Raw genomic sequence first — 22,011 nt, 5'->3', positions numbered from 1 at the left:
AGTGGTGGTCCGGGCCGGCCTTGGCCGTCGCGGAAGCCGGTCGGTTACGAGAGGCCGTCGACGGTCTCGCGGACCTTGGCGTTGATCTCGGTCGGGATCGGGGCGTAGCCGGCGTCGGTGAGGATCTTCTGGCCCTCGTCCGAAGCCGTGTAGCCGAGGAAGGACTTGACCGTGTCGAGGGTCTCGGGCTTGTTGCCGGTGTCGCAGACGACCTCGTAGGTCACCAGGACGAGCGGGTAGGCGCCCTCGGCCTTGGTGGTGTAGTCGAGGTCCAGCGCCAGGTCCTTGCCGGTGCCCTTGATCTTGGCGGCGGCGATGGCCTTGGAGGCGTTCTCCGAGGTGGCCTCGGCCGGCGCGGAGGCACCGGTGGCGATCGAGACCGCCGGGATGTCCTGGGACTCGGCGTAGGAGAGCTCGAAGTAGCCGATGGCGCCCGGGACCTGCTTGACCTGGGCCGCGACCCCGGAGGAGCCCTGGGCCGCCTGGCCGCCCGGGGCGGGCCACTTCTTCTCGGCCTCGTACTTCCAGTCGTTCGGGGCGGCCTTGCCGAGGTACTTGCCCAGGTTCTGGGTGGTGCCGGAGTCCTCGGAGCGGTGGAAGGCCTGGATGGTGGTGTCGGGCAGCTTGACGCCCGGGTTCAGCTTGGCGATCGCCGGGTCGTTCCACTTCTTGATCTTCGTGTCGAAGATCTTGGCGACGGTCGGGGCGTCCAGGACGAGGCTGTCGACGCCGGGCAGGTTGTAGCCGATGGCGATCGGGCCGCCGACCATGGGCAGGTTGATGCCCTGGCCGGACTCGCACACCTTCTTGGACTCCTCGACCTCGTCGGGCTTCAGCGCGGAGTCGGAGCCGGCGAAACCGACGGTGCCCTGGTTGAAGGCGACGATGCCCTCACCGGAGGAGGAGGACTTGTAGTTGACCTCCACGCCGGTGCAGGCGGCCATGTAGTTCTTGACCCACAGGTCCATCGCGTTCTTCTGGGCACTGGAGCCGGACGCCATCAGCTGGCCCCCGGCATCGCCGCACCTGATGTTCGACGCCGCGGTCTTCTTCTCGCCCGCGCTGCCGGTGCCGCCGGTGTTGTCGTCCGAACCACACGCCGTGAGGACCAGGGCGCCGGACACGGCGAGGGCACCGAGCGCGGTGGCGCGAAGCCCGTTCTTGCGCTGAAGCTTCACTTTCGGGTGTTCCTTCCAGAAGCCGCCGGGTCGCGTTCGAGGACTCGTCCGTCCTCGTCGTTCCACGGCGGCGCGTGTCGGGGTGTGCGGTGCGGCACTCGGCCGGGCACCGGGTAGGTCCGAAATTAGGCAGATCAGGTGAAGCCGCCGACGGGGGGTGGTGAACGGGAGGTGAACCCTGCCGGACAAAGAGGTTCCACCTTTATCGGGGCGTGACCTGGCGGCCGGCGGGTACGGCGGGACGGCCGGCGGGTACGGCGGTGCGCGGGCGGGTACGGCCGGCCGGTGAGGGAGCCCGCCGGGCCGGCCGGCCCGTGGGAGGTTCGTGGCCCGCCGGGCGGTGAGGGGCCCCGGGGCTGCGCGCGGTCCGGGAGTCCGTGGTTCAGCGGTGCTGCGCGCGGTCCGGGACTCCGTGGTTCAGCGGGTGCCGAGGGCCTTCAGCAGCGCGTCGACGAGGGTCCGGTCGCGGGGCTCGGTGATCCGGCGGCGGGCGGCGTCGGGGGACAGCCAGGCGATGCGGTCGACCTCGCTGCCGGGAGTGAAGCGACCCGGTGCCGGGGCCTCGGCGGCCCAGTAGCTGACCTGCTTGGGGCGTCCGTCCACGAGGTAGCGGACCGTCGGCAGGACCGGGCCCGGCACTCCCCGGTGGCCGGTCTCCTCGCGGACCTCTCGCAGCGCTCCGTCCAGTGCCCGCTCACCCTGCTTGAGCTTGCCCTTCGGGTGCGACCAGTCGTCGTACCTGGGGCGGTGGACCAGGCAGATCTCGATTCCCCCGGCCGTCCCCGGGGAGCGGCGCCACAGGACGCAGCCGGCCGCGAGCACGGTGCCGTCGGAGGCGCTGCTCACGGCGCGGCCAGCGCGTGCTCGTCACGGGGCCCGTCGGGCCCCCGGGGTGCTTCCTGCCATGCCCGCTGGAAGGCGAAGCGGGCGGCCTCGACCTCGTGGCGCTGGTCGGCGTGGAGCACACCGAGGGCGTAGGCGGTGGCCGGCGCGATACGGGGTGTGCGGGCAGCGGCGGCGGCGGCCGCGGCCGCCTCGGCGGCGTCGCGGTGCCGGTCCAGGGTGCGGCCGGCGGTGGTGAGCCGGCGGCCGGGGCCGGTGCCGCAGCCGGCGTGCAGCACCTCCTGGGCGTAGGCGTGCAGCCGCAGCAGATGCCGCACCTGGTGCCAGGGGGCGTCCTGGGCCTCGCCGGCGGAGGCGGTGGCGAGGCCGTGGACCAGGGCTTCGGCGTTGTACGGGCGGGCCGCGCGGGCCAGCGGCAGTGCGGTGACCGCGTCGTGCAGCCGGCGCTCGGCGATCTCCGCGTGCGCCGCGAGGGCGGCGCCGGGCGCGCCGGCGGTCCCGGCCAGCGGCACCTCGGAGGCGAGCAGCGCGACGGCGTCCGCGACCGCGTGGAACCGCGAGGATCCCAGTGCCTGGAGGGCGGCGGAGTGGGCCCGGGTGCGGCCGAGGGTCAGCTGCCGTTCCAGCAGCGCCCCGGCGCGGGCGCCGCCGACGGTGAGGGTGCCCCGGCGCCCCGCGGCCGGGGCGGCCGCGGCCTCTTCCGGCGCCGGCCCTCTCCCCGCCCGGCTTCCCGCTGCCCGGCTTCCCTCCGTCGGCCCGTCTTCCGCCGGGCTTCCCGCTGCCCGGCTTCCCTCCGTCGGCCCGGCCGTGCCCGCCCCGCCGGACCGGGTACGGGCCGCCGGCACCGGCTGGGTGCCCGAGAGCCGGGCCAGGGCGTCGAGCAGCCGGGCCAGCCTGGCCGTGCAGGCGTGCTCCTCGGCGAGTACGCCGGACACCCAGGCGAGTTCAGCGCGCAGCTGGTCCGCCCAGGCCGGGTCGAGCAGGGGCCGGAAGGTGTGGAGTGTGCCGCGGATGCGGTGCCCGGCCCTCCGCAGGGTCCGGGCGGCCTCCGCCGCGCCGTGGGTGTCCGCGCCGCTCTCACCCTGCAGCCGCAGACCGCGGAGGAAGTCGCCGGCCTGCTTCCGCAGGTATCCGGCCAGGACCTGGTCGGCGCCGGCCCCTCGCTGCGCCGGGGGGAGGTCATGGTTGTGCACGCCGGCGCCTCCGGGCGTCTATGAGCATCTCCTGGACGTGCCGCAGCGGCTGCCCGTCCGCGTCGGCCGAGTGGCGGGTCCACTCGCCGTCGGGTCCGAGGTGCCAGGACGAGACGGAGTCGGACATACCGGATTCCAGGAGCCGGGTCAGGGCGGCGCGGTGGGCCGGGTCGGTGACCCGGACGAGCGCCTCGATGCGGCGGTCGAGGTTGCGGTGCATCATGTCGGCGCTGCCGATCCACACCTCGGGTTCGCCGCCGTTGCCGAAGGCGAAGATCCGGGAGTGCTCCAGGAAGCGCCCGAGCACGGAGCGGACCCGTATGTTCTCGGACAGGCCCGGTACGCCCGGCCGGATCGCGCAGATCCCGCGGACCCAGACGTCGACCGGCACACCGGCCCGGGACGCGCGGTAGAGGGCGTCGATGATCGTCTCGTCGACCATCGAGTTGACCTTGATGCGGACGTAGGCGGGGCGCCCGGCCCGGTGGTGGACGGTCTCCTTGTTGATCCGGGCGACCAGCCCGTCGCGCAGCGACTTCGGGGCGACGAGCAGCCGGCGGTAGGTCTCTCGGCGCGAGTAGCCGGAGAGCCTGTTGAACAGGTCGGAGAGGTCGGCGCCGACCTGCGGGTCCGCGGTGAGCAGGCCGAGGTCCTCGTACAGCCGGGCGGTCTTGGGGTGGTAGTTGCCGGTCCCGACGTGCGAGTAGCGGCGCAGGGTGTCCCCCTCCTGCCGGACCACGAGCGACAGCTTGCAGTGGGTCTTCAGGCCGACGAGCCCGTAGACCACGTGGCAGCCGGCCTCCTCCAGCTTGCGGGCCCACTTGATGTTGGCCTGCTCGTCGAAGCGGGCCTTGATCTCGACCAGGACGAGGACCTGCTTGCCGGACTCGGCCGCGTCGATCAGCGCGTCCACGATCGGCGACTTGCCGGAGGTCCGGTAGAGCGTCTGCTTGATCGCCAGGACGTCGGGGTCGGCCGCCGCCTGCTCGAGGAAGGCCTGGACGGACGTGGAGAAGGAGTCGTACGGGTGGTGCAGCAGCACGTCCCGCTCGCGCAGCGCCGCGAAGATGTCGGGCGCCGAGGCGGACTCGACCTCGGCGAGGTCGCGGTGGGTGCCGGCGATGAACTTGGGGTACTTCAGCTCGGGCCGGTCGAGCGAGACGATCCCGAACAGGCCCGTCAGGTCCAGCGGTCCGGGCAGCGGGTAGACCTCGGACTCGGAGATCTTCAGCTCCCGGACCAGCAGGTCCAGCACATACGGGTCGATGGACTCCTCGACCTCCAGCCGGACCGGCGGGCCGAAGCGGCGGCGCAGCAGCTCCTTCTCGAGGGCCTGGAGCAGGTTCTCGGCGTCGTCCTCCTCGACCTCGAGGTCCTCGTTCCTGGTCACCCGGAACATGTGGTGCGCGAGCACCTCCATGCCGGGGAAGAGCTCCTCGAGATGGGCCGCGATGACGTCCTCGAGCGGTACGTACCGCTGCGGGGAGGCTTCGAGGAAGCGGGACAGCAGCGGCGGCACCTTCACCCGGGCGAAGTGCCGGTGGCCGCTGACCGGGTTGCGGACGACCACGGCGAGGTTCAGCGACAGGCCCGAGATGTACGGGAAGGGGTGGGCCGGGTCCACGGCCAGCGGCGTGAGGACCGGGAAGATCTGCTGGCGGAACAGGGTGAACAGGCGGGCCTGCTCCTTCTCCGTCAGCTCGGGCCACCGGATGAGGTGGATGCCCTCGTCGGCGAGGGCCGGGGCGACGTCCTGCTGGAAGCAGGCGGCGTGCCGGGCCATGAGTTCGCGGGAGCGGTTCCAGATCAGCTCCAGCACCTCGCGGGGCTGGAGTCCGGAGGCGGAGCGGGTCGCGACGCCGGTCGCGATGCGGCGCTTCAGCCCGGCCACCCGGACCATGAAGAACTCGTCCAGGTTCGAGGCGAAGATCGCGAGGAAGTTCGCTCGTTCGAGGAGCGGTGTGGTGGAGTCCTCGGCGAGTTCCAGTACCCGCTCGTTGAACGCGAGCCAGCTGCGCTCGCGGTCCAGAAAGCGGCCCTGGGGCAGCTCGGCGCCCTCGGCGCCCCCGGCGGCCTCGCCCTCGTAGGCGTCGAGGTCGGAGTCGATGTCGGGCTCCAGACCGGAGACCGCGGCGGACATCGCGTGCGGTCGGTGCGCCGCGATGGAGCCGACGGACGGCTGGGCGTTCTGGACCGGTACCTCGGCGGGCTGCTGGCTCATGGACCCATTGTTCCGCGCAAAGGGGTGACCGGGCGCGCCGGAGCGGGTCGCGGCGGGGTGGGAACGCCCGCTCCGCGGAGCGGGGGGCACAGCGGGCTGCATTCCGAGAGGGTCGCAAGGGTCCCTGAATGGCCGGTAACGAGAACATGACGTCCGGGGTACCCGCGGGCGCCTCGTGTGTCATGTCACGGCTCATGCCCACCGTCCGGCGGCGCGACTGCCGCGAGCCGTTCGGCCGGCCCGCCGGCGTGCGTCCGGGCACGGGTGCGCCGCGCGGCCCGGCGGCGCCGCAGGCGGTCGCCGAACTCGCCCAGGACGATCACGTACAGCGCCGAGGCCGCGCATCCCGGGAGGTCCGCGGGCCGACCGGCCACCACCGGGCCGAGCAGCCACAACACGGCGGTGACGAGCACCCACCACGCCGTCCACGCGCCGAGAAGGGACCAGCTCACTCCGGCCACCGCCTCACGGCGGGCCGCGTGCACCGTGCGGCGCCGGCCGGAGGGCGCGTGCCGTCCGGGCCCGTTCCACCCGCCCGGGCGCACCGGTCTGCGCTGCCGGCCTCTCTCGGCCAGCGCGGTGAGGGAGAAGAACAGGCCCACGAACGCCCCGAGGAGCAGCGCCGGCGCCGCGTCCGCGGGTTCCCCGCCCGGGGACGTTCCCAGGAAGAAGAGGGTGAAGGGCGCCGAAGCGGACAGGCCGACACCGATCGGGTGGCCTGCCGCCCATGTCCGCACCCGGGACGGAGCCCGCCGACCCCCGAGAGCACGGTCCACCGACCGGAGGACGTCCGCCGGTGACCGCCTCTTCTGCGCCATGGGGGAGGAGGGTACGGCAGGAGCTGCTCGGCGAGGCATCCGCGTCCGAGCCGGCCGTCCGTCCGTTGGGTGCCGTCCGTCCGTGCCGGCCGTCCGTTGGGTGTCAGTCGTCAGTCGTCAGTCGTCAGCCGGTCAGCCGGTCAGTCGGTCAGCCGGTCGGTGTCGGCGGGTGGGTGTGTGTCGGCCGGTCGGTGTCGGCCGTCCGTTTCCCGGGTGCGTCCGTTCGGTGTCGGTCGGTTCGCGCGGTGCGGCCCCACGGATCGTCCCTCCCGCTCGGGCGGCTCACGTCTCCGTGCGGTACATCAGGTCCACCTCGTGCGTGGTGAACCCGAGCCGCTCGTACACCCGCAGGGCGGCCGGGTTGTCCGCGTCGACGTACAGCATGGCCGTCGGCACGCCCTGCGCCGCGAGATGGCGCAGTCCGATCGCGGTCAGGGCCTTGCCGAGGCCGGTGCCCTGCGCGTCGGGGCGGATGCCGAGCACGTACACCTCGCCGAGCTGGTCCTCGGCGTGCAGCTTCGTCCAGTGGAAGCCCACGATCTCGCCCCCGCGCTCGGCGAGGAAGAAGCCCTTGGGGTCGAACCAGGCCTCCTGTTTGCGGTCGTCGAGATCGCGCTGGGTGATCGAGCCCTGCTCGGGGTGGTGGGCGAAGGCGGCCGCGTTGACCGCGATCCAGGCGGTGTCGTCCCGGCCGGGGACGAAGGTGCGGACCGTCACCCCCTCCGGAAGGACCGGCTCCGGGATGTCGAGCGGACTCAACGGGCGCCGCAGCTGCCGCAGTTCACGGAACAGGGTCAGGCCGAGCACCTGGGCGAGATGGCGGGCGGCGGACTTGCCGCCGTGCGCCCACATCCGCAGCCGCTTGCCGGACGCGCCGAGCACCGCGTTGCCCAGGGCCCGGCCGTGGCCGCGGCCGCGGTGCGCGGGGTGGACGACCAGCTCGGCGGCGGGTGCCTCCACCGGGTCGGTGCCCTCCAGTTGGGCGTACCCGCGGAGGTCCCCGGCGACGGTGAGCACGAAGTGCCGCACGCCCTCGCGCCGGCCGTGGCGCAGATACAGCCGGCCCTGTTCCGAGACGGCCTGCACACCGTCGGCGCCGGCGGCGGCGGACAGCATGCCGAGTACGTCGTCGGCCAGCTCGGGGGTGAGCTCGTCGAGCGTCTTGATCTGCCGGCCGGGCTCGAGGGCGGCGGGAGCTGCGTCAGTCATACGACGAGGGTACGGCGCCCGGCCGAACCCGATCGGATACCAGCTCGTAACCCGCTACCCCCTGTCGCGCTACGCGCGTTGACTCTAGGCTGCCCGGCTGAGGACAGTCGTTTCACGCTGAACTGACAAGGGGACAGATGTCAGCGACACCGCACCAGAGGCGCCGCCGCATACTCGCGGCCGCCGCCGGACTGACCACCGTCGGCGCACTGGTCGCCGCGATGCCCGCGGGGGCCCACGACCGCGGCGAGGGGCACGGCCACGACCACGGATACGGTTACGGCCGCACCGTCGACGTCCAGCTGCTGTCCTTCAACGACCTGCACGGCAACCTTCAGCCGCCCGCCGGCTCGGCGGGCCGGGTCACCCACACCCACGAGGACGGCACCACCCGCACCATCGACGCGGGCGGCGCCGAGTACCTCGCAACGCATCTGCGCGAGGCCCGCAAGGGCAACCGCTACTCGATCACGGCCGCCGCCGGCGACATGGTCGGCGCCTCGCCGATGCTCTCCGGCCTCTTCCACGACGAGCCGACCATCGAGGCGCTGAACAAGCTGAAGCTCGATGTGACCTCGGTCGGCAACCACGAGTTCGACGAGGGGGCCAGGGAACTCGCCCGGCTGCAGAACGGCGGCTGCCACCCGGTCGACGGCTGCTACGAGAAGAAGGCCGACGGCAAGCCGAAGACCTTCCGCGGCGCGGACTTCCCGTACCTCGCGGCCAACGTCACCGACGAGAAGTCCGGCCGCCCGCTCCTGGACCCGTACTTCGTCTGGGAGAAGAACGGGGTGAGGATCGGCTTCATCGGCGTCACCCTGGAGGGCACCCCGAACATCGTCAGCGCCGAGGGCGTCAAGGGCCTGAAGTTCGGCGACGAGACCGAGACGATCAACAAGTACGCCAAGGTGCTGGAGCGCAAGGGCGTGAAGTCGATCGTCGCGCTGCTGCACGAGGGCGGCGCGCCGGCCTCGGGCTCGTACAACTACGACTGCGACAGCCCCGGCCCGGGCGACGGCATCTCCGGCCCGATCGTCGACATCGCCAGGAACGTCAGCCCCCAGGTCGACGCGCTGATCACCGGCCACACCCACCAGGCGTACGCGTGCACGATCCCGGACCCGTCCGGCAAGCCGCGCACGGTGACCTCGGCCGCCTCGTTCGGCAGGCTCTACACCGACACGACGCTCACCTACGACCGCCGCACCCGCGACATCGTGCGCACGTCCGTGGCGTCGGCCAACCACGTCGTCACCCGCGACGTGCCCAAGGCCGCGGACATCACGCGGCTGATCGACCGCTGGAGCACGCTGGCCGCGCCGATCGCCGACCGGCCCGTCGGCTACATCTCGGCGGACATCGAGAACCCCGCCGACGCGGCGGAGCGTCCGGCGGGCAACCTGATCGCCGACGCGCAGCTGGAGGGCATGGCCCCGGCCGACAAGGGCGGCGCGCAGCTCGCGCTGATGAACCCGGGCGGCATCCGTGCCGGCCTGGTCCACAAGGCGTCCGGCAGTGAGGGCGACGGCGTCGTGACCTACGGCGAGGCGTTCACCGTGCAGCCGTTCACCAACATGATGACGGCGGTCGACCTCACCGGTGCCCAGCTGATCACCGCGCTGCAGCAGCAGGTCAGCGGCTCCAACCAGGCCGCGCCGAAGATCCTCCAGGTGTCGAAGGGCTTCACCTACACCCTGGACATGACGAAGAGCGGCGTGGACCGGATCGTGACGGACTCCGTGCGGCTGAACGGGGAGCCGATCGACCCCGCGAAGACCTACCGCGTCGCGATGAACGAGTTCCTCGCGGGCGGCGGCGACGGCTTCGCGGTGCTGAAGGAGCACAGGAACAAGCTGGTGGGCGCGTCCGACCTGGACCTGCTGACCGCCTACTTCGCCGCGCACTCCAGCCCGGGTGCACCGCTGGCACCGCCGGCCACGGGCCGGATCACGGTCGTCAGGTGACCGGCTGAGCCGGGCGGACGCGGGGCGAGCGCCGGGCGAGCGCGGAGGGGCGGCGGGCCGCGGGTCCGCCGCCCCTCCGCGCTTCCCGCGGTTTCCGCGCGGGTCGTCTCGCCCGGCCCCCTCGTGCGGGTCGTCTCTCCCGCCGTTCCCGCCCGGCGGCTCTCCCGCCGTTCCCGTCCGGCGTTCCCGTCCGGCGGCTCTCCCGCGCTCCCCGTCCGGCGTCCCGCCCGTGCGCCCCGTCCGGCTCTTCGCGTCACGTCGTTCCGGCGAGCGGCTGGAGCCGGAAGGGCCTCGGGATCGTCGTGCCCGACCTCCCGAACACGCGGTCAGGGCTGGCCGGGTCCGACGTCCGGCACCACTGACGGCACCTCCGGAGGAGGGTCCGGCGCCCCCGGCAGCCGGATCACCGCCACGGTGCCGCCGCCCTCCGCCGGACGCAGCTCCACCTCCCCGCCCGCCTGCCGCACGGTCCTGGCCACGATCGACAGCCCCAGGCCGGAGCCGGGCAGGGCACGGGCGGACGGGGAGCGCCAGAACCGCTCGAAGACATGCGGGAGTTCCTCCGGCGGCACCCCGGGGCCGTGGTCGCGCACCGTCAGCACCCCGCGGTCCAGCCCGACCTCTACCGTCCCGCGCGGCGGTGAGAACTTCACCGCGTTGTCGAGCACGTTGACGACGGCCCGCTCCAGCGCGGCGGGCTCGGCCCGTACGTACCAGGGCCGCAGCCCGGCCTCGATCCTCAGCTCGGGGCCGCGCAGCCGCGCCCGCTCCAGCGCGGTCCGGGTGATCTCGTGCAGCGCGACGACCTGGACCGGGCCGGGTGCGGCGCTGTCCGGCCGGGACAGCTCCTGTAGATCGCCGATCAGCGCGGCCAGCTCGGACATCTGTGCCCGCACGGAGGCCAGCAGCGCCGCCCGGTCGCCCGGCGGCAGGTCCCGGCCCGTCTGCTCGCTGCGGACCAGCAGGTCGATGTTGGTCCGCAGCGAGGTCAGCGGGGTGCGCAGCTCGTGGCCGGCGTCCGCGATGAGCTGGGCCTGCCGGTCCCGGGAGGACGCCAGCGCCGCGGTCATCTGGTTGAAGGAGCGCGAGAGCCGCGCGATCTCGTCCTCGCCCTCCACGGGGATCCGCACGGTCAGGTCCTCGGTGCGGGCCACGTGCTCGACGGCGCCGGTGAGCCGGTCGACGGGCTTCAGACCGGTACGGGCCACCCACAGGCCGGCGGCTCCGGCGGCGACGACCCCGGCGCCGGCGAGGAAGGTGAGGAGGAGGGCGAGCCGGTTCAGAGCGGAGTCGATCTCGTTGAGCGGCCGGGCGACCATGACGGCGGCCTGCCGGCCCCGCACCGGCCTGGACACGGTGTGGACCCGCACCTCGTCGCCGTCGTCCGTGGTGCTGCCGTGCAGCGCGTCCTTCCGCAGCCCCTGCGCCACGGCGAGGTCGGCGGGCTTCACCTTCACCGGCTCCGTGTAGGGGGTGACGCACCGGGTGCCGTCGGGGAGGAGGACCTGGATGTACGCGAAGGCCCGCGCGTCGTCGGGCGTCCTGGCGGGTGCCCGGCAGGACGCCAGCGCGGTCGCCACCGAGTCGGGCGGTGCGCTGGTGTTACGCAGCGAGTTGTCGAGTTCGTCGCGCAGCTGTGCCCGAGCCAGCAGCCAGCAGGCGACGGCGACCGCGGCCACCGCGGCCGCCACGGCGGTCGCCGTCAGCAGCGCGAGCCGTGACCGCAGCGGCAGGGCGCGGAATCTGCGGATCACTCCGGGGAACCCTCCCGCAGGGCGTAGCCCACTCCCCGGACGGTGTGGACCAGCCGCGGCTCTCCGCCCGCCTCGGTCTTGCGGCGCAGGTACATCACGTAGACGTCCAGTGAGTTGGAACTCGGCTCGAAGTCGAAGCCCCAGACGGTCTTGAGGATCTGCTCGCGGGTCAGTACCTGCCTCGGGTGCGCCAGGAACAGCTCCAGCAGGGTGAACTCGGTGCGGGTCAGCTCGACCCGGCGCGGCCCGCGGGTGACCTCGCGGGTGACCAGGTCCATCCGCAGGTCCGCGAACGACAGCACCTCGCCGGAGTCCCCGCCGCCGGACCCGGAGGCCGCGTACGAGCTGCGCCGCAGCAGCGCCCTGATCCGCGCCAGCAGCTCGTCCAGTTCGAACGGCTTCACCAGGTAGTCGTCGGCCCCGGCGTCGAGGCCGGTGACGCGGTCGCCGACGGTGTCCCGGGCGGTCAGCATCAGGATCGGCAGGGTCGAGCCGGCGGACCGCAGCCTGCGTGCCGCGGTCAGTCCGTCCATGCGCGGCATCTGGACGTCCAGGACGACCAGGTCCGGCCGGCAGGACTCCATCTTGGCGAGCGCGTCGGCGCCGTCGACGGCGACTTCGGTGGTGTACCCCTCGAAGGCGAGGCTGCGCTGGAGCGCCTCGCGCACTGCGGGCTCGTCGTCGACGACGAGGATGCGCCCGCCGTCGTCCGGTGTGGAGGTCATGGCCCCAGCCTCGCACGCTCTCAGGCGCCGCCGGCCGAGCGGAGGGTGTCCAGGTCGGCCTTGACGGTGTCGATGGGGATGGCGAAGCCCAGACCGACGCTGCCGGCGGTCGAACCGGTCGCGGAACTCGGCGAGTACATGGCGGAGTTGATGCCGATGATCTCGCCGTTCATGTTGATCAGAGCCCCGCCGGAGTTGCCGGGGTTGAGCGAGGCGTCGGTCTGGATGGCCTTGTAGGTGGTCTTGGTGTCACCGGTGTCGCCGTTGAACTGCCGGCCGCCGAACTCGAAGGGCCAGTTCTCCCGCGGGTCCTGCCGCCCCTGTCCCTGACTCTGACTCTGCCCCTGACCCTGTTCCCGTCCCTCGTCTCCCTCATCCCTCTCATCCCTGGCGACGGTCACGTCCCGGTCGAGTGCCGAGACGATGCCGCTGGTCACGGTGCCGGTCAGGCCCTCCGGGGAGCCGATCGCGACGACCTCGTCGCCGACTTCCACACTGCCCGAGTCGCCGAGGGTGGCCGCCTTCAGGCCCTCGGCGCCCCGCAGCTCGACCAGCGCCAGATCTTTGTCGGGGTCGGTGCCGACGACGTCCGCGGTGTATGCCTTGCCGTCGCTGAGCCGGACTCTGATGGTGTCCGCGCCCGCGATCACATGGTTGTTGGTCACGATCTCGCCGTCCGAGGTGATGATCACGCCCGAACCGGTGGACTCGCCCGAGCCGGACGAGGCGTTGATCTCCACGATGCTCGGTGAGACTGCCTGTGCGACACCCGCGACGGTGCCCTTGCCGCTCCGGGACACCGTCGTGCCGTTGACGCCCGCGGAGGCGGCGGGCGTGCTCCCGGTGGCGAACCGCTCCACGAGCGTAGCGGCCCCGCCGCCGACGGCCGCGGCCGCGATCGCCACGGCCGCGATCAGCGCGACGGGCCGCCGGGCGCGGGCCCGGTGACCGGGGGTGGGGGCGGGTGCCTCGGGGGCGTGCGGGGGAGGCGGCGGGTACGACCCCCCGCCGGGATCCGGATCCCGGTGCCGGTACGGGTACGAGTACGGGGGCACGGGGCCGGGGCCGGGATGGGAGCCCGGGTCGGGGTGGGTGCCGTCGCCGCTGCGGTGGTGGTGGTCCGTCATGGTGACGACTGTCGGGCCCGTACATGAAAGGGCGCTGAGGACGCCCTGAGAAGCCCGACAGAAGCGTGTATGCCCCATGTAAATACCTCCCCTGCCGCGGTGGGGGGAGGAGTGGGCAGCGTGCGCGCCTTTGGGCATCCGGGTTGCCCCCGGCCACAGCGCCCATGCCCCCGGCACAGCGCCCACGCGGCCCGGCCCGAGCACCCATACCGCCCGGCCGGCGGAGAGCCGGTCCTCGCCGCGGGGTCAGCCGCCGCAGCCGCAGGAGCGCCGCACGATCAGCGCCGAGGGGAACAGCCTGACCCGCTCCCGCCGTGATCCGACCACCCGCAGACCGTCGTCCAGCACCAGGTCGACCGCCGCGCGTGCCATCGCCGGCCGGTCGGAGGCGATGGTCGTCAGCGGCGGATCGGTCAGCGCGGCCTCCTTGACGTCGTCGAAGCCCGCCACGGCGAGTTCACCGGGAACGTCGATCCGCAGCTCCCGGGCGGCCCGCAGCACACCGATCGCCTGGTCGTCCGTCGCACAGAAGATCGCCGGAGGCCGCTCGGGGCCGGCCAGCAGCCCAAGGGCCAGGCGATAGGCGTCGTACCGGTTGTACGGCGCCGAGAACAGGCGGCCCTCCGTGGATCGCCCGGACTCCAGCATCGCCCGCCGCCAGCCCTCGACGTGGTCGGCCACCGGGTCGCCCACCGCCGGGGTCTCCTCGACCCCGCCGAGACAAGCCACATACGGGTGACCGTGCTCCAGCAGATGCCGTGTGGCGAGCTGGGCACCGCCGATGTCGTCCGTGACGACGGCGACGTCGTCGATCGCCTCGGGGCGCTCGTGGAGCAGCACCACCCGGGCGTCCCAGGCCTCGATCTCCGCCGCGGCGCGATCACTCGGGCCCTGGCTGACCAGGATCAGCCCGGCGACCCGCATGCCGAGGAAGGCCCGGAGGTAGTGGACCTCGCGCTCGTCGCGGTAGTCCGAATTGCCGACCAGGACCATCTTTCCGCGGTCGGCCGCGGCGCGCTCCACCGCGTGGGCCATCTCCGCGAAGAACGGCTGCCGGGCGTCCGGCACGATCATGCCTATGAGGTCGGTGCGGCGCGAGGCCATCGCCTGCGCCACCCGGTCGGGCCGGTAGCCCAGCTCCTTGATCGCGGCGAGTACACGCTCGCGCGTGGCCGGTGCGACCGGCCGGGGTCCGTTGTTGATGACATAGCTGACGACCGCGGTCGAAGTACCCGCCAGTCGCGCCACGTCGTCCCGCGTCACCTTGGCCACGCGCGCAGTCTACGCGTGGTGACCTACCTCCGGGCAGGGCGTACGGCGGCCCCGACGTCCTCGATCGTGTCGGCGGTCGGGGCGGTGGATCCGGCGGACGCCTTCTTCGCCTTCGCGGCGGCGTTCTCCTCCGCCGAGCGCTCCGCCTTCTCCGGGGTGACGAAGCGGTAGCCCACGTTGCGCACGGTCCCGATGAGGGACTCGTGCTCGGGGCCGAGCTTGGCGCGCAGCCTCCGCACGTGCACGTCGACCGTGCGCGTGCCGCCGAAGTAGTCGTAGCCCCAGACCTCCTGGAGCAGCTGGGCCCGGGTGAAGACCCGGCCGGGGTGCTGCGCCAGGTACTTCAGCAGTTCGAACTCCTTGAAGGTCAGGTCCAGGACCCGGCCCTTCAGCTTCGCGCTGTACGTCGCCTCGTCGACGGACAGGTCACCGTTGCGGATCTCCATGGGGGAGTCGTCCGAGGTGAGCTGCAGGCGGCCCGTCGCCAGCCGCAGCCGGGCCTCCACCTCGGCGGGACCGGCGGTGTCCAGCAGCACGTCGTCGATGCCCCAGTCGGCGGTGACGGCCGCGAGACCGCCCTCCGTGACGACGAGGACCAGCGGGCAGCCGGGCCCGGTGGAGCGGAGCAGCTGGCAGAGGCTGCGCACCTGGGGGAGGTCGCGGCGCCCGTCGACCAGGATCACGTCGGCGCCCGGGGTGTCGACGAGGGCCGGGCCCTCCGCCGGGGCGACCCGCACGTTGTGGAGCAGCAGGCCGAGTGCGGGGAGCACCTCCGTGGACGGCTGGAGGGCGTTGGTGAGGAGCAGCAGAGAACTCATCGCGCCCCACCTGCCCCGGCCGCCGCCCCTGCCCGGGTCGGTGTCTCTCGGTCGTGCACGGTTCGCTCGCCCATTACGTCGGTTCCTCCTCGTCCCTGCGAGAGGGGGTCCCTCCCTCGCCCGAAGACCGCGGGGGAGTGTGCGGCAACTGCTTCCTGCCCGGCCGCGGTCCCCCGTGTCCAGGGGTTCCGCGATCGTCTCGTTCACCTGTCTGTAACAACGGCCTGGAAACACGAAAGGACCCGGGGGCTGCGTCGCCCGGATCCTCTGCCAAGCAGAATAGCCCACATGACTTCCGCGTCGCAGGGCCGATCGCACCGCGTGGATGTTTCCTCGATCACCCCGGGACTCCTGCGCGCAACGCTGAGGACCACCGACGGGGTGCTCGTCGAGGCCCGCCACGAGCCCCGCGCCTCCCGGTCCGAGGGGGAGCCGGGGCGCCGTCCGTCCGTCCGGACCGGTGGGCGTGACGGGGAGGACGGCGGCGGCGGGCTGCCGGCGGAGGACGGTGGCGGCGGGACTGAAGTGCCTGACAGAGCTGACGGGGCTCAAGTGCCTGACGGGGCTGACGGGGCTGACGGGGATGGCGAGCGCCGACCGGGGGGCGTGGCGGCCGGGACGGCGATCGTCGTGGCGCACGGCTTCACCGGATCGGTGGACCGCCCGGCGGTGCGCCGGGCGGCTCGTGTGCTCTCCCGCAGCGCCGCGGTCGTCACCTTCTCCTTCCGGGGCCACGGCCGCTCCGGCGGACTCTCGACCGTGGGCGACCGCGAGGTGCTGGACCTGGCGGCGGCGGTCGCCTGGGCGCGGTCCCTGGGGTACCGGCGCGTCGTCACGGCCGGTTTCTCGATGGGGGGATCGGTGGTGCTGCGACACGCGGCGCTGTACGGGGCGGCGTACGGGGCGCGGTACGAGCCGGCGTACGGAGCGGCGAATGCGGGAGGGGCCCGGGAGCGCGCCGCTGCGGCCGTGGACGCGGACACCCCGGAGCGCCGGCCCACGGTGGGCGCGCGGCGCAGGTGCGGGGAGCGGCGGTGGCCGCACGCGGACACTCCGGAACCGTGGCTCGCCGCGGACGCACGGGACTGCCGGACCGACGCCGTCGCCGCGGTGAGCGCGCCGGCCCGCTGGTACTACCGGGGCACCGCGCCCATGCGCCGGCTCCACTGGGTGGTCACCCGCCCCGTGGGGCGACTCGTCGGACGCTACGGGCTGCGCACCCGGATCCATCCCCGGGACTGGGACCCGGTGCCGCTCTCCCCGGTGGCGGCCGTGCCGCTGATCGCCCCGACCCCGCTGCTGATCGTCCACGGCGACCGCGACCCGTACTTCCCGTTGGACCACCCCCGCATGCTGGCCGCCGCCGGACCGTCCGAACTGTGGCTGGAACCGGGCATGGGACACGCGGAGAACGCGGCCGGCGACGCGCTGCTGGGGCGCCTCGGGGACTGGCTCGTCCGCGCATAGCCCATCATGGACAGTCGACGAGCGGAGAGACGGAGAGAGGAGTGCCGCGATGGCAGCGGGGACCATCCGCTACTGGGCCGCGGCCAAGGCCGCAGCCGGTGTGGCCGAGGAGCCGTACGCTGCGGAGAACCTGGCCGAGGCGCTGGACGCCGTCCGCGAGAGGCACCCGGGCGAACTCGTCCGGGTACTGCGCCGGTGCTCCTTCCTCGTCGACGGTGCGCCCGTCGGGACCCGCGGGCATGAGACCGTACGGCTGGCCGAGGGCGGCACGGTCGAGGTGCTCCCGCCGTTCGCAGGAGGGTGAACCGCACAGCATGAGCAGCGATCAGCAGAATCCGTACGGTGCACACGATCCCTACGGGCAGCACCCGCCGGACCCCCAGGCCGCCCGGACGTGGCAGCACCCGCCGGACTCCCAGGCCGCCCAGACGTGGGAGGGGCAGACCTGGGACACCCAGTACCAACCGGCGGTCGGCCAGGCGCAGCACACCCCGTACCGGGAGCACGCCCCGCACCCGCAGGACGTCCCGTACCCGCAGGACGTCCCGTACCCGCAGGCCGGCGGCCCCTACACCGGGGCCGCCGCGGACACCGCGTATCTGCCGCCGGTCGGCGTGCCCCACCGGTCGGCGCACCCGCTGCCGCCGGAGGCGCCGGGCGCACCGGCGGCGTACGGGCCGCCGGGGGCCTCGCCCGACCCGGTGCCGGAGCCTCCGGCCGCGCCCGCTTCTCCCGCCGGTGCCGGGCCCGCGTACGGCGCACCCACCACCAGGGGCAACACCCGCGTCACCGACGCCCAGCGAGCCCGCGCCGAGGGCCGCTCGCCGATCATCCCGCCCGGGGTGCAGCCCGCGGGCCTCACCGCCGTCCTCGGCCTGCTGCTCGCGGCGACCGCCGGAGCCTCCCCGTATCTGCTGCTGGTCCCGCTGATCGCGCTCCAGGGCCTCACCGCGGCCGGCTGGTTCCGGCTGAACGGCATGTGGCCCGCACGCCAGGGCATCGCGCTCGCCTTCGCCGGCGGTCTGGCCGCCGACGCCGTGCTGCTGGCGGCGGGCCCGGAGCACGCCCCGGCCGCGCTCATCGGCACCCTCGGTGTGTGGGTGCTCCTCACACTCGTGCTGCAACTGCGCAGCCGTGCGTCCGCGGACGAGCGGATGTACGGGCTGATGGCGACGATCGCCTCGGCGGCGCTGACGATCGTCGCGGCCGGTTTCCTCGCCGCCGCCCCGGACGCGGTCGCGGCGGGCGGTGCGGCGGTCGCCGTCGCGGCCCTGGCCCGTGCGCTGCCGCTGCCCGGAGCGGCTTCGGCGGTGGTGGCGCTGCTGGCCGCCGCGACTGCCGGGATCGCGGCGGGCGCGGTGACCGGCGCGGGCACGGAGGCCGTGCTGCCGGCCCTGGGCGGCGGGATGTGTGCTCTGGTCGGCCTGCGGGTGGCGAGCTACGACTACCCTTCCCGCTTCGTGCACATGACGGCCGGTGTCGCACTGCCGCTCACCGCCGCGGCGCCGATCGTGCTCCTGCTCGGGCGGCTGCTGGGCTGACCCCGGCCCGGTCCGGGCGGGAACCACGGGCGGGCCGTGGACGTCGATCAATGAGTCCGCTTCCGCCCGGGAGCGGTCGCGACAGGGGTGGGAGAGACAGGCGTGCGCGCACTGCGAATACTGCTGATCACCGCGGTGGTCCTCGGCGGCCTCTTCGTCGCCGCCGACCGGCTGCTGCTCGACTACGCCGAGCAGGAGGCCGCGGAGAGGGTCGAGGCGCGCCAGGGCTCTTCCGGGACGACGGAGGTGTCGATCGCGGGCTTCCCGTTCCTGACCCAGGTCGCGGGCAAGGAGTTGGAGCGGGTCGACGTCACCGTCCGGGGCGCCGAGGCCAGTGCCGGGGGACGCCGGATCGTCGTCACCGAGATGTCCGCCGCCCTGCACGACGTCCGCCTCGGCGGCGGTTTCTCCAGCGCCACGGCGACGACCGCGACCGGCACCGCCCGTATCTCGTACGCCGACCTCGCCAGGGCGGCCGACGAGGCCGTCACTCTGGCGTACGGCGGGGACGGCAAGGTGAAGGTCACCGGCTCGGTCGACATCGCCGGGCGGACGCTGTCGCGCGGGGTGGTCTCCACGGTCAGCCTGGTCGACGGCGACACGATCCGGGTGCGGGCCGACGAGGTGCCGGGGGAGGGCATACCGATGGTCGAGAGCCTCATCCGGCAGAAGACCGACTTCGACCGGGAGATCAGCGGCCTGCCGCAGGGGATGGAGCTGGAGAAGGTGCAGGCGGAGGAGGACGGCCTCGTCATCACCGTCTCGGGCAGGAACGTTCCGCTGACCGGCTGAGACCGCCCGCCGGGTACACGGTCGCCCGGCTGGAGTCCCTCGACTCCGGGCGCCCGCGCCGTTTCCCGTGTCCGCCCGCGCCCGCACCGCCCCACTGTTCTGCAGCCCTGCAGCCGCGCTGCCCTGCTGACGCGCCGCCCTGCTGCCCTGCCGCCGGGTGTCCCTCGCCGGCCGGATGCTGAGACGCTTGTGTCCGATCCGTAGATGGCGCGGTCGAGGTCCGTCCCGCGGTACCGACGGGTGGGCCGGGCGGCGGTCCATCGTCCCACTCTTCGGATGATCGTGTCTCATAATGCGACACGCCGGTGACAGGGTCCCCGACTCGTCCCTACGATCGGACCCATGAAGCGACAGGCGGATCTCACGAAGCGGCGGGCAGTCGACCTGTGCCGTGTCGCCGCCATGCTCTGTCGCGGCATCTGAGCGGAAGCGCCGACTTCCGTATTCCCCGGGCCTTCTGACCTGCCATGGATCAGGGCCAACCCGTGCCCGACGCCCTCGCGGCGTACCGCACATCCCCGCGCGACACCCCAGCGCACCACCCGCCGCACACTGCCCCGGAGGAGAGACAGCATGAGCCGCAGCGACGTCCTGGTAGACGCCGACTGGGTCGAGGCCCGCCTCGACGACCCGAAGGTGGTCGTCGTCGAGGTCGACGAGGACACCTCGGCCTACGACAAGAACCACATCAAGAACGCCGTCCGGATCGACTGGCAGAAGGACCTCCAGGACCCGGTCCGCCGTGACTTCGTGGACCAGGCCGGCTTCGAGAAGCTGCTGTCGGAGAAGGGGATCGCCAACGACGACACCGTCGTCCTCTACGGCGGCAACAACAACTGGTTCGCCTCGTACGCGTACTGGTACTTCAAGCTCTACGGCCACCAGGACGTGAAGCTCCTCGACGGCGGGCGCAAGAAGTGGGAACTCGACTCCCGCGACCTCGTCGACGGCTCCGAGGTCCCGCAGCGCCCGGCCACCGAGTACAGGGCCACCGCCCAGGACGCGTCGATCCGCGCGTTCCGCGACGACGTGGTGGCCGCGATCGGCAGCCGGAACCTGGTGGACGTCCGTTCGCCCGACGAGTTCAGCGGCAAGCTGCTCGCCCCGGCCCACCTGCCGCAGGAGCAGTCGCAGCGCCCCGGCCACGTGCCGAGCGCCCGCAACATCCCGTGGTCGAAGAACGCCAACGACGACGGCACCTTCAAGTCGGACGACGAGCTCAAGGCCCTCTACGCCGCGGAGCAGGTCGACCTGGCGAAGGACACCATCGCCTACTGCCGCATCGGTGAGCGCTCCGCCCTGACCTGGTTCGTCCTGCACGAGCTGCTCGGTGTGGAGAACGTCAAGAACTACGACGGCTCCTGGACCGAGTACGGCTCGCTCGTCGGCGTGCCGATCGAGCTCGGCGCCAACAAGTAAGCCCCGGACCTCCCGGACCTCCCGGATCTCCCGGACCCTCGACCGTAAGGACAGAAAAGCATGTGTGGAGCGAAGGCCGGCGGCCCCGACGCCTCGACGATCAAGCCCGGTGAGACCACCATCCAGGGCCAGGTGACCCGTGACGGCGAGCCGGTCACCGGCTATGTACGTCTGCTGGACTCGACCGGCGAGTTCACCGCCGAGGTCCCGACCTCGGCGACCGGGCAGTTCCGCTTCTACGCGGCCGAGGGGACGTGGACCGTGCGGGCCCTCGTCCCGGGTGCCACGGCGGACCGTACGGTCGTCGCGCAGACGGGTGGCCTCTCCGAGGTGGCCATCGCCGTCTGACGGCACGAACCGGACCGGCCGGAGGGCCGCACCCCAGGGGGTTGGACGCTTTCCTGGACGAGGGTGCGGCCCTCCGCGCCCTTGCGGGCCGGGAGGGTGTGGTCCTCCGTGCCCTTGGGGGCCGGGAGGGTGCGGCCCTCCGCGCCCTTGCGGGCCGAGGGCCTGCCGTGGACGAGGGCGCGGCCCTTGGTGCCGTCCGGGTCGCCGCGTCCTACGCTGGAAGCATGTACGCGCGGCGCCGTCACGCCTACTTCCTGCTGATGGGCGGATGCCTCGTCCTCTTCGTGTCCGCCTGGGCCTTCGTGCGGCTGTGGTCGGTGCCCGTCGCCGTCGGCATGTGCTTGGTCGCGATGGTGATCCCACCGCTCGCGGCGATGGTGGCGAACCGGCGGGGCCCGGAGGACCGCTGGTGGGACGACCCGTCGGGTGACCCGCAGTCCGACGAGTGGTGGGACGAACTCGACGGCAGAAGGAAACCGGGCCAGGGCCCGCGTCCATGAAGCGGCACCAGCGGCTGACGCCGACCGGCTCCTCGCCTCCGATCGGAGGTGCCGCGCTGCTCCTGGCCCCCTTCTCCGGATCCCTGTCTCTGACTCCTGTCTCTGCTCCACGGTCCGGTGTCCGGGTCCGGGGATTCACGGCCCGGTGGTGTCCACGGCCCGGTGTCCACGGCCCGGTGTCCACGGTCCGGGGCGGGTCCCCGTTTCCCGGTCCCCGGCTGTCCGGCCCTCACACGGTTGTGACCCCGTGTGTGCACCGATCACCGGGCCTGCGCCCCGACCCCCGTGGCGGTCCGGTCCCGCACCCGGTCGGCGGCCGGGTGTCCCGCTGCCGGCCGGCCGACGAATGCCCTAGTAGACGAGCGCCTGGGTGCCGTCGGCCATGGCCTCACTCACGAAGACCTGCGCGCCCGCGATCCTCACGCCTTCGATCACGTCCTTCTCCGTGATCTCGCGCCGTGCCGCGCACTGAGTGCAGAGGGTGATCCGCCCGGCTGCCAGGACCGAGTCGATGAGATCCGGGAGCGGCGCCGCGTGCGGGAGCTCGAACTCCGCGGCCCGGCCCGGCAGGGCGAACCATGACGACTCGCCCGTCAGCCAGAGCGATACCTCGACCCCGCTCGCCACGGCGACGGCGGCCACCGTGAAGGCCTGGGAGCAGCGTTCGGGGGCGTCGGCCCCGGCGGTCACCTTGATCACGAGCTTCTTCGCCATACGCCGAACTGTAATCGGGCTGGCCGCCACCCGATCCCGGGGGCGCCGGTCGGTCGTATGAGCACGGACACGCGGTTCGGTGCCCGCAGGTCCCGTGGGGACTCCCTT

The 22,011-nt window shown here is 73.1% G+C and carries 21 protein-coding genes; 9 read left to right on the top strand and 12 right to left on the bottom strand.

Annotated features, from left to right (window positions below; translation table 11 throughout):
- Positions 1-44 precede the first annotated feature (44 nt).
- The 6 genes from pstS to mshD form a co-directional block, all read right to left on the bottom strand.
- Complete coding sequence (gene pstS, locus DDQ41_RS14385) at positions 45-1,178, bottom strand: phosphate ABC transporter substrate-binding protein PstS (RefSeq protein WP_109294863.1); 1,134 nt, start codon at positions 1,176-1,178, stop codon at positions 45-47.
- A 417-nt stretch (positions 1,179-1,595) separates the two neighbouring features.
- Complete coding sequence (locus DDQ41_RS14380; protein ID WP_109294862.1) at positions 1,596-2,024, bottom strand: NUDIX hydrolase; 429 nt, start codon at positions 2,022-2,024, stop codon at positions 1,596-1,598.
- Complete coding sequence (locus DDQ41_RS14375; RefSeq protein ID WP_109294861.1) at positions 2,021-3,214, bottom strand: CHAD domain-containing protein; 1,194 nt, start codon at positions 3,212-3,214, stop codon at positions 2,021-2,023. Before DDQ41_RS14375 ends, DDQ41_RS14380 begins: the two co-directional genes overlap by 4 nt.
- The gene (locus DDQ41_RS14370) at positions 3,201-5,435 is read right to left on the bottom strand and encodes an RNA degradosome polyphosphate kinase (protein ID WP_109294860.1); all 2,235 of its coding nucleotides are present in this window, start codon (positions 5,433-5,435) and stop codon (positions 3,201-3,203) included. The genes DDQ41_RS14375 and DDQ41_RS14370 overlap by 14 nt, the downstream gene beginning before the upstream one ends.
- Positions 5,436-5,620: 185 nt before the next feature.
- Positions 5,621-6,253 (bottom strand): hypothetical protein, encoded by a 633-nt coding sequence (locus tag DDQ41_RS14365; RefSeq protein WP_109294859.1) that lies wholly within the window; start codon positions 6,251-6,253, stop codon positions 5,621-5,623.
- A 282-nt stretch (positions 6,254-6,535) separates the two neighbouring features.
- Positions 6,536-7,462, bottom strand: coding sequence for a mycothiol synthase (gene mshD, locus DDQ41_RS14360; protein ID WP_109294858.1), 927 nt, complete (start codon positions 7,460-7,462; stop codon positions 6,536-6,538).
- A 137-nt stretch (positions 7,463-7,599) separates the two neighbouring features.
- Here mshD and DDQ41_RS14355 point away from each other — a divergent pair, with 137 nt between their 5' ends.
- Positions 7,600-9,426 carry a bifunctional metallophosphatase/5'-nucleotidase gene (locus tag DDQ41_RS14355; protein WP_109294857.1) on the top strand — a complete coding sequence of 609 codons (1,827 nt, stop codon included), beginning with the start codon at positions 7,600-7,602 and terminating at the stop codon, positions 9,424-9,426.
- Between the two features lie 326 nt (positions 9,427-9,752).
- Here DDQ41_RS14355 and DDQ41_RS14350 read toward each other — a convergent pair whose 3' ends face one another.
- The 5 genes from DDQ41_RS14350 to DDQ41_RS14330 all read right to left on the bottom strand — a co-directional run bounded on the left by DDQ41_RS14350 (position 9,753) and on the right by DDQ41_RS14330 (position 15,122).
- Positions 9,753-11,180, bottom strand: a complete 1,428-nt coding sequence (locus DDQ41_RS14350) for a sensor histidine kinase (RefSeq protein ID WP_109294856.1) — start codon at positions 11,178-11,180, stop codon at positions 9,753-9,755.
- A complete protein-coding gene (locus DDQ41_RS14345) occupies positions 11,177-11,905 on the bottom strand; it encodes a response regulator transcription factor (protein WP_109294855.1) in 729 nt (242 codons plus the stop codon). The genes DDQ41_RS14350 and DDQ41_RS14345 overlap by 4 nt, the downstream gene beginning before the upstream one ends.
- A 20-nt stretch (positions 11,906-11,925) precedes the next feature.
- Positions 11,926-13,032 (bottom strand): S1C family serine protease, encoded by a 1,107-nt coding sequence (locus DDQ41_RS14340; protein ID WP_109294854.1) that lies wholly within the window; start codon positions 13,030-13,032, stop codon positions 11,926-11,928.
- 246 nt (positions 13,033-13,278) lie between these two features.
- Complete coding sequence (locus DDQ41_RS14335; protein WP_109294853.1) at positions 13,279-14,304, bottom strand: LacI family DNA-binding transcriptional regulator; 1,026 nt, start codon at positions 14,302-14,304, stop codon at positions 13,279-13,281.
- Between the two features lie 23 nt (positions 14,305-14,327).
- A complete protein-coding gene (locus tag DDQ41_RS14330) occupies positions 14,328-15,122 on the bottom strand; it encodes a winged helix-turn-helix transcriptional regulator (RefSeq protein WP_109294852.1) in 795 nt (264 codons plus the stop codon).
- Between the two features lie 552 nt (positions 15,123-15,674).
- Here DDQ41_RS14330 and DDQ41_RS14325 point away from each other — a divergent pair.
- The 8 genes from DDQ41_RS14325 (at position 15,675) to DDQ41_RS14295 (ending at position 21,189) form a co-directional block, all read left to right on the top strand.
- Entirely contained in the window at positions 15,675-16,589 is a 915-nt protein-coding gene (locus DDQ41_RS14325) for an alpha/beta hydrolase (RefSeq protein WP_109294851.1), read from the top strand.
- Between the two features lie 49 nt (positions 16,590-16,638).
- On the top strand, positions 16,639-16,893 hold the full coding sequence (locus tag DDQ41_RS14320) for a MoaD/ThiS family protein (protein WP_109294850.1): 255 nt from the start codon (positions 16,639-16,641) through the stop codon (positions 16,891-16,893).
- Positions 16,894-16,903: 10 nt separating this feature from the next.
- The gene (locus DDQ41_RS14315; RefSeq protein WP_109294849.1) at positions 16,904-18,130 is read left to right on the top strand and encodes a hypothetical protein; all 1,227 of its coding nucleotides are present in this window, start codon (positions 16,904-16,906) and stop codon (positions 18,128-18,130) included.
- A gap of 102 nt (positions 18,131-18,232) precedes the next feature.
- The gene (locus DDQ41_RS14310) at positions 18,233-18,922 is read left to right on the top strand and encodes an LmeA family phospholipid-binding protein (protein ID WP_109294848.1); all 690 of its coding nucleotides are present in this window, start codon (positions 18,233-18,235) and stop codon (positions 18,920-18,922) included.
- Positions 18,923-19,264: 342 nt separating this feature from the next.
- Entirely contained in the window at positions 19,265-19,345 is an 81-nt protein-coding gene (locus tag DDQ41_RS33030; protein WP_361688077.1) for a putative leader peptide, read from the top strand.
- A 150-nt stretch (positions 19,346-19,495) separates the two neighbouring features.
- Positions 19,496-20,341, top strand: coding sequence for a sulfurtransferase (locus tag DDQ41_RS14305; RefSeq protein ID WP_109294847.1), 846 nt, complete (start codon positions 19,496-19,498; stop codon positions 20,339-20,341).
- A 60-nt stretch (positions 20,342-20,401) separates the two neighbouring features.
- Complete coding sequence (locus tag DDQ41_RS14300; RefSeq protein WP_017945923.1) at positions 20,402-20,689, top strand: DUF1416 domain-containing protein; 288 nt, start codon at positions 20,402-20,404, stop codon at positions 20,687-20,689.
- A gap of 224 nt (positions 20,690-20,913) precedes the next feature.
- Positions 20,914-21,189 (top strand): DUF3099 domain-containing protein, encoded by a 276-nt coding sequence (locus tag DDQ41_RS14295; RefSeq protein WP_109297732.1) that lies wholly within the window; start codon positions 20,914-20,916, stop codon positions 21,187-21,189.
- 351 nt (positions 21,190-21,540) lie between these two features.
- Here DDQ41_RS14295 and DDQ41_RS14290 read toward each other — a convergent pair whose 3' ends face one another.
- Complete coding sequence (locus DDQ41_RS14290; protein WP_109294846.1) at positions 21,541-21,903, bottom strand: DsrE family protein; 363 nt, start codon at positions 21,901-21,903, stop codon at positions 21,541-21,543.
- Positions 21,904-22,011: the final 108 nt, after the last annotated feature.

Source organism: Streptomyces spongiicola (assembly GCF_003122365.1).
In the GTDB taxonomy this organism is placed as follows: Bacteria; Actinomycetota; Actinomycetes; order Streptomycetales; family Streptomycetaceae; genus Streptomyces; species Streptomyces spongiicola.
This window is presented reverse-complemented; position numbering and strand designations above follow the sequence as displayed.

Coding starts and splice junctions, on each gene's coding strand:
- DDQ41_RS14370 (WP_109294860.1), bottom strand. CDS start 5,435: ATGAGCCAGCAGCCCGCCGAGGTACCGGTCCAGAACGCCCAGCCGTCC.
- DDQ41_RS14365 (WP_109294859.1), bottom strand. CDS start 6,253: ATGGCGCAGAAGAGGCGGTCACCGGCGGACGTCCTCCGGTCGGTGGAC.
- mshD (WP_109294858.1), bottom strand. CDS start 7,462: ATGACTGACGCAGCTCCCGCCGCCCTCGAGCCCGGCCGGCAGATCAAG.
- DDQ41_RS14355 (WP_109294857.1), top strand. CDS start 7,600: ATGTCAGCGACACCGCACCAGAGGCGCCGCCGCATACTCGCGGCCGCC.
- DDQ41_RS14345 (WP_109294855.1), bottom strand. CDS start 11,905: ATGACCTCCACACCGGACGACGGCGGGCGCATCCTCGTCGTCGACGAC.
- DDQ41_RS14340 (WP_109294854.1), bottom strand. CDS start 13,032: ATGACGGACCACCACCACCGCAGCGGCGACGGCACCCACCCCGACCCG.
- DDQ41_RS14330 (WP_109294852.1), bottom strand. CDS start 15,122: ATGAGTTCTCTGCTGCTCCTCACCAACGCCCTCCAGCCGTCCACGGAG.
- DDQ41_RS14320 (WP_109294850.1), top strand. CDS start 16,639: ATGGCAGCGGGGACCATCCGCTACTGGGCCGCGGCCAAGGCCGCAGCC.
- DDQ41_RS14315 (WP_109294849.1), top strand. CDS start 16,904: ATGAGCAGCGATCAGCAGAATCCGTACGGTGCACACGATCCCTACGGG.
- DDQ41_RS33030 (WP_361688077.1), top strand. CDS start 19,265: ATGAAGCGACAGGCGGATCTCACGAAGCGGCGGGCAGTCGACCTGTGC.
- DDQ41_RS14305 (WP_109294847.1), top strand. CDS start 19,496: ATGAGCCGCAGCGACGTCCTGGTAGACGCCGACTGGGTCGAGGCCCGC.
- DDQ41_RS14300 (WP_017945923.1), top strand. CDS start 20,402: ATGTGTGGAGCGAAGGCCGGCGGCCCCGACGCCTCGACGATCAAGCCC.
- DDQ41_RS14295 (WP_109297732.1), top strand. CDS start 20,914: ATGTACGCGCGGCGCCGTCACGCCTACTTCCTGCTGATGGGCGGATGC.
- DDQ41_RS14290 (WP_109294846.1), bottom strand. CDS start 21,903: ATGGCGAAGAAGCTCGTGATCAAGGTGACCGCCGGGGCCGACGCCCCC.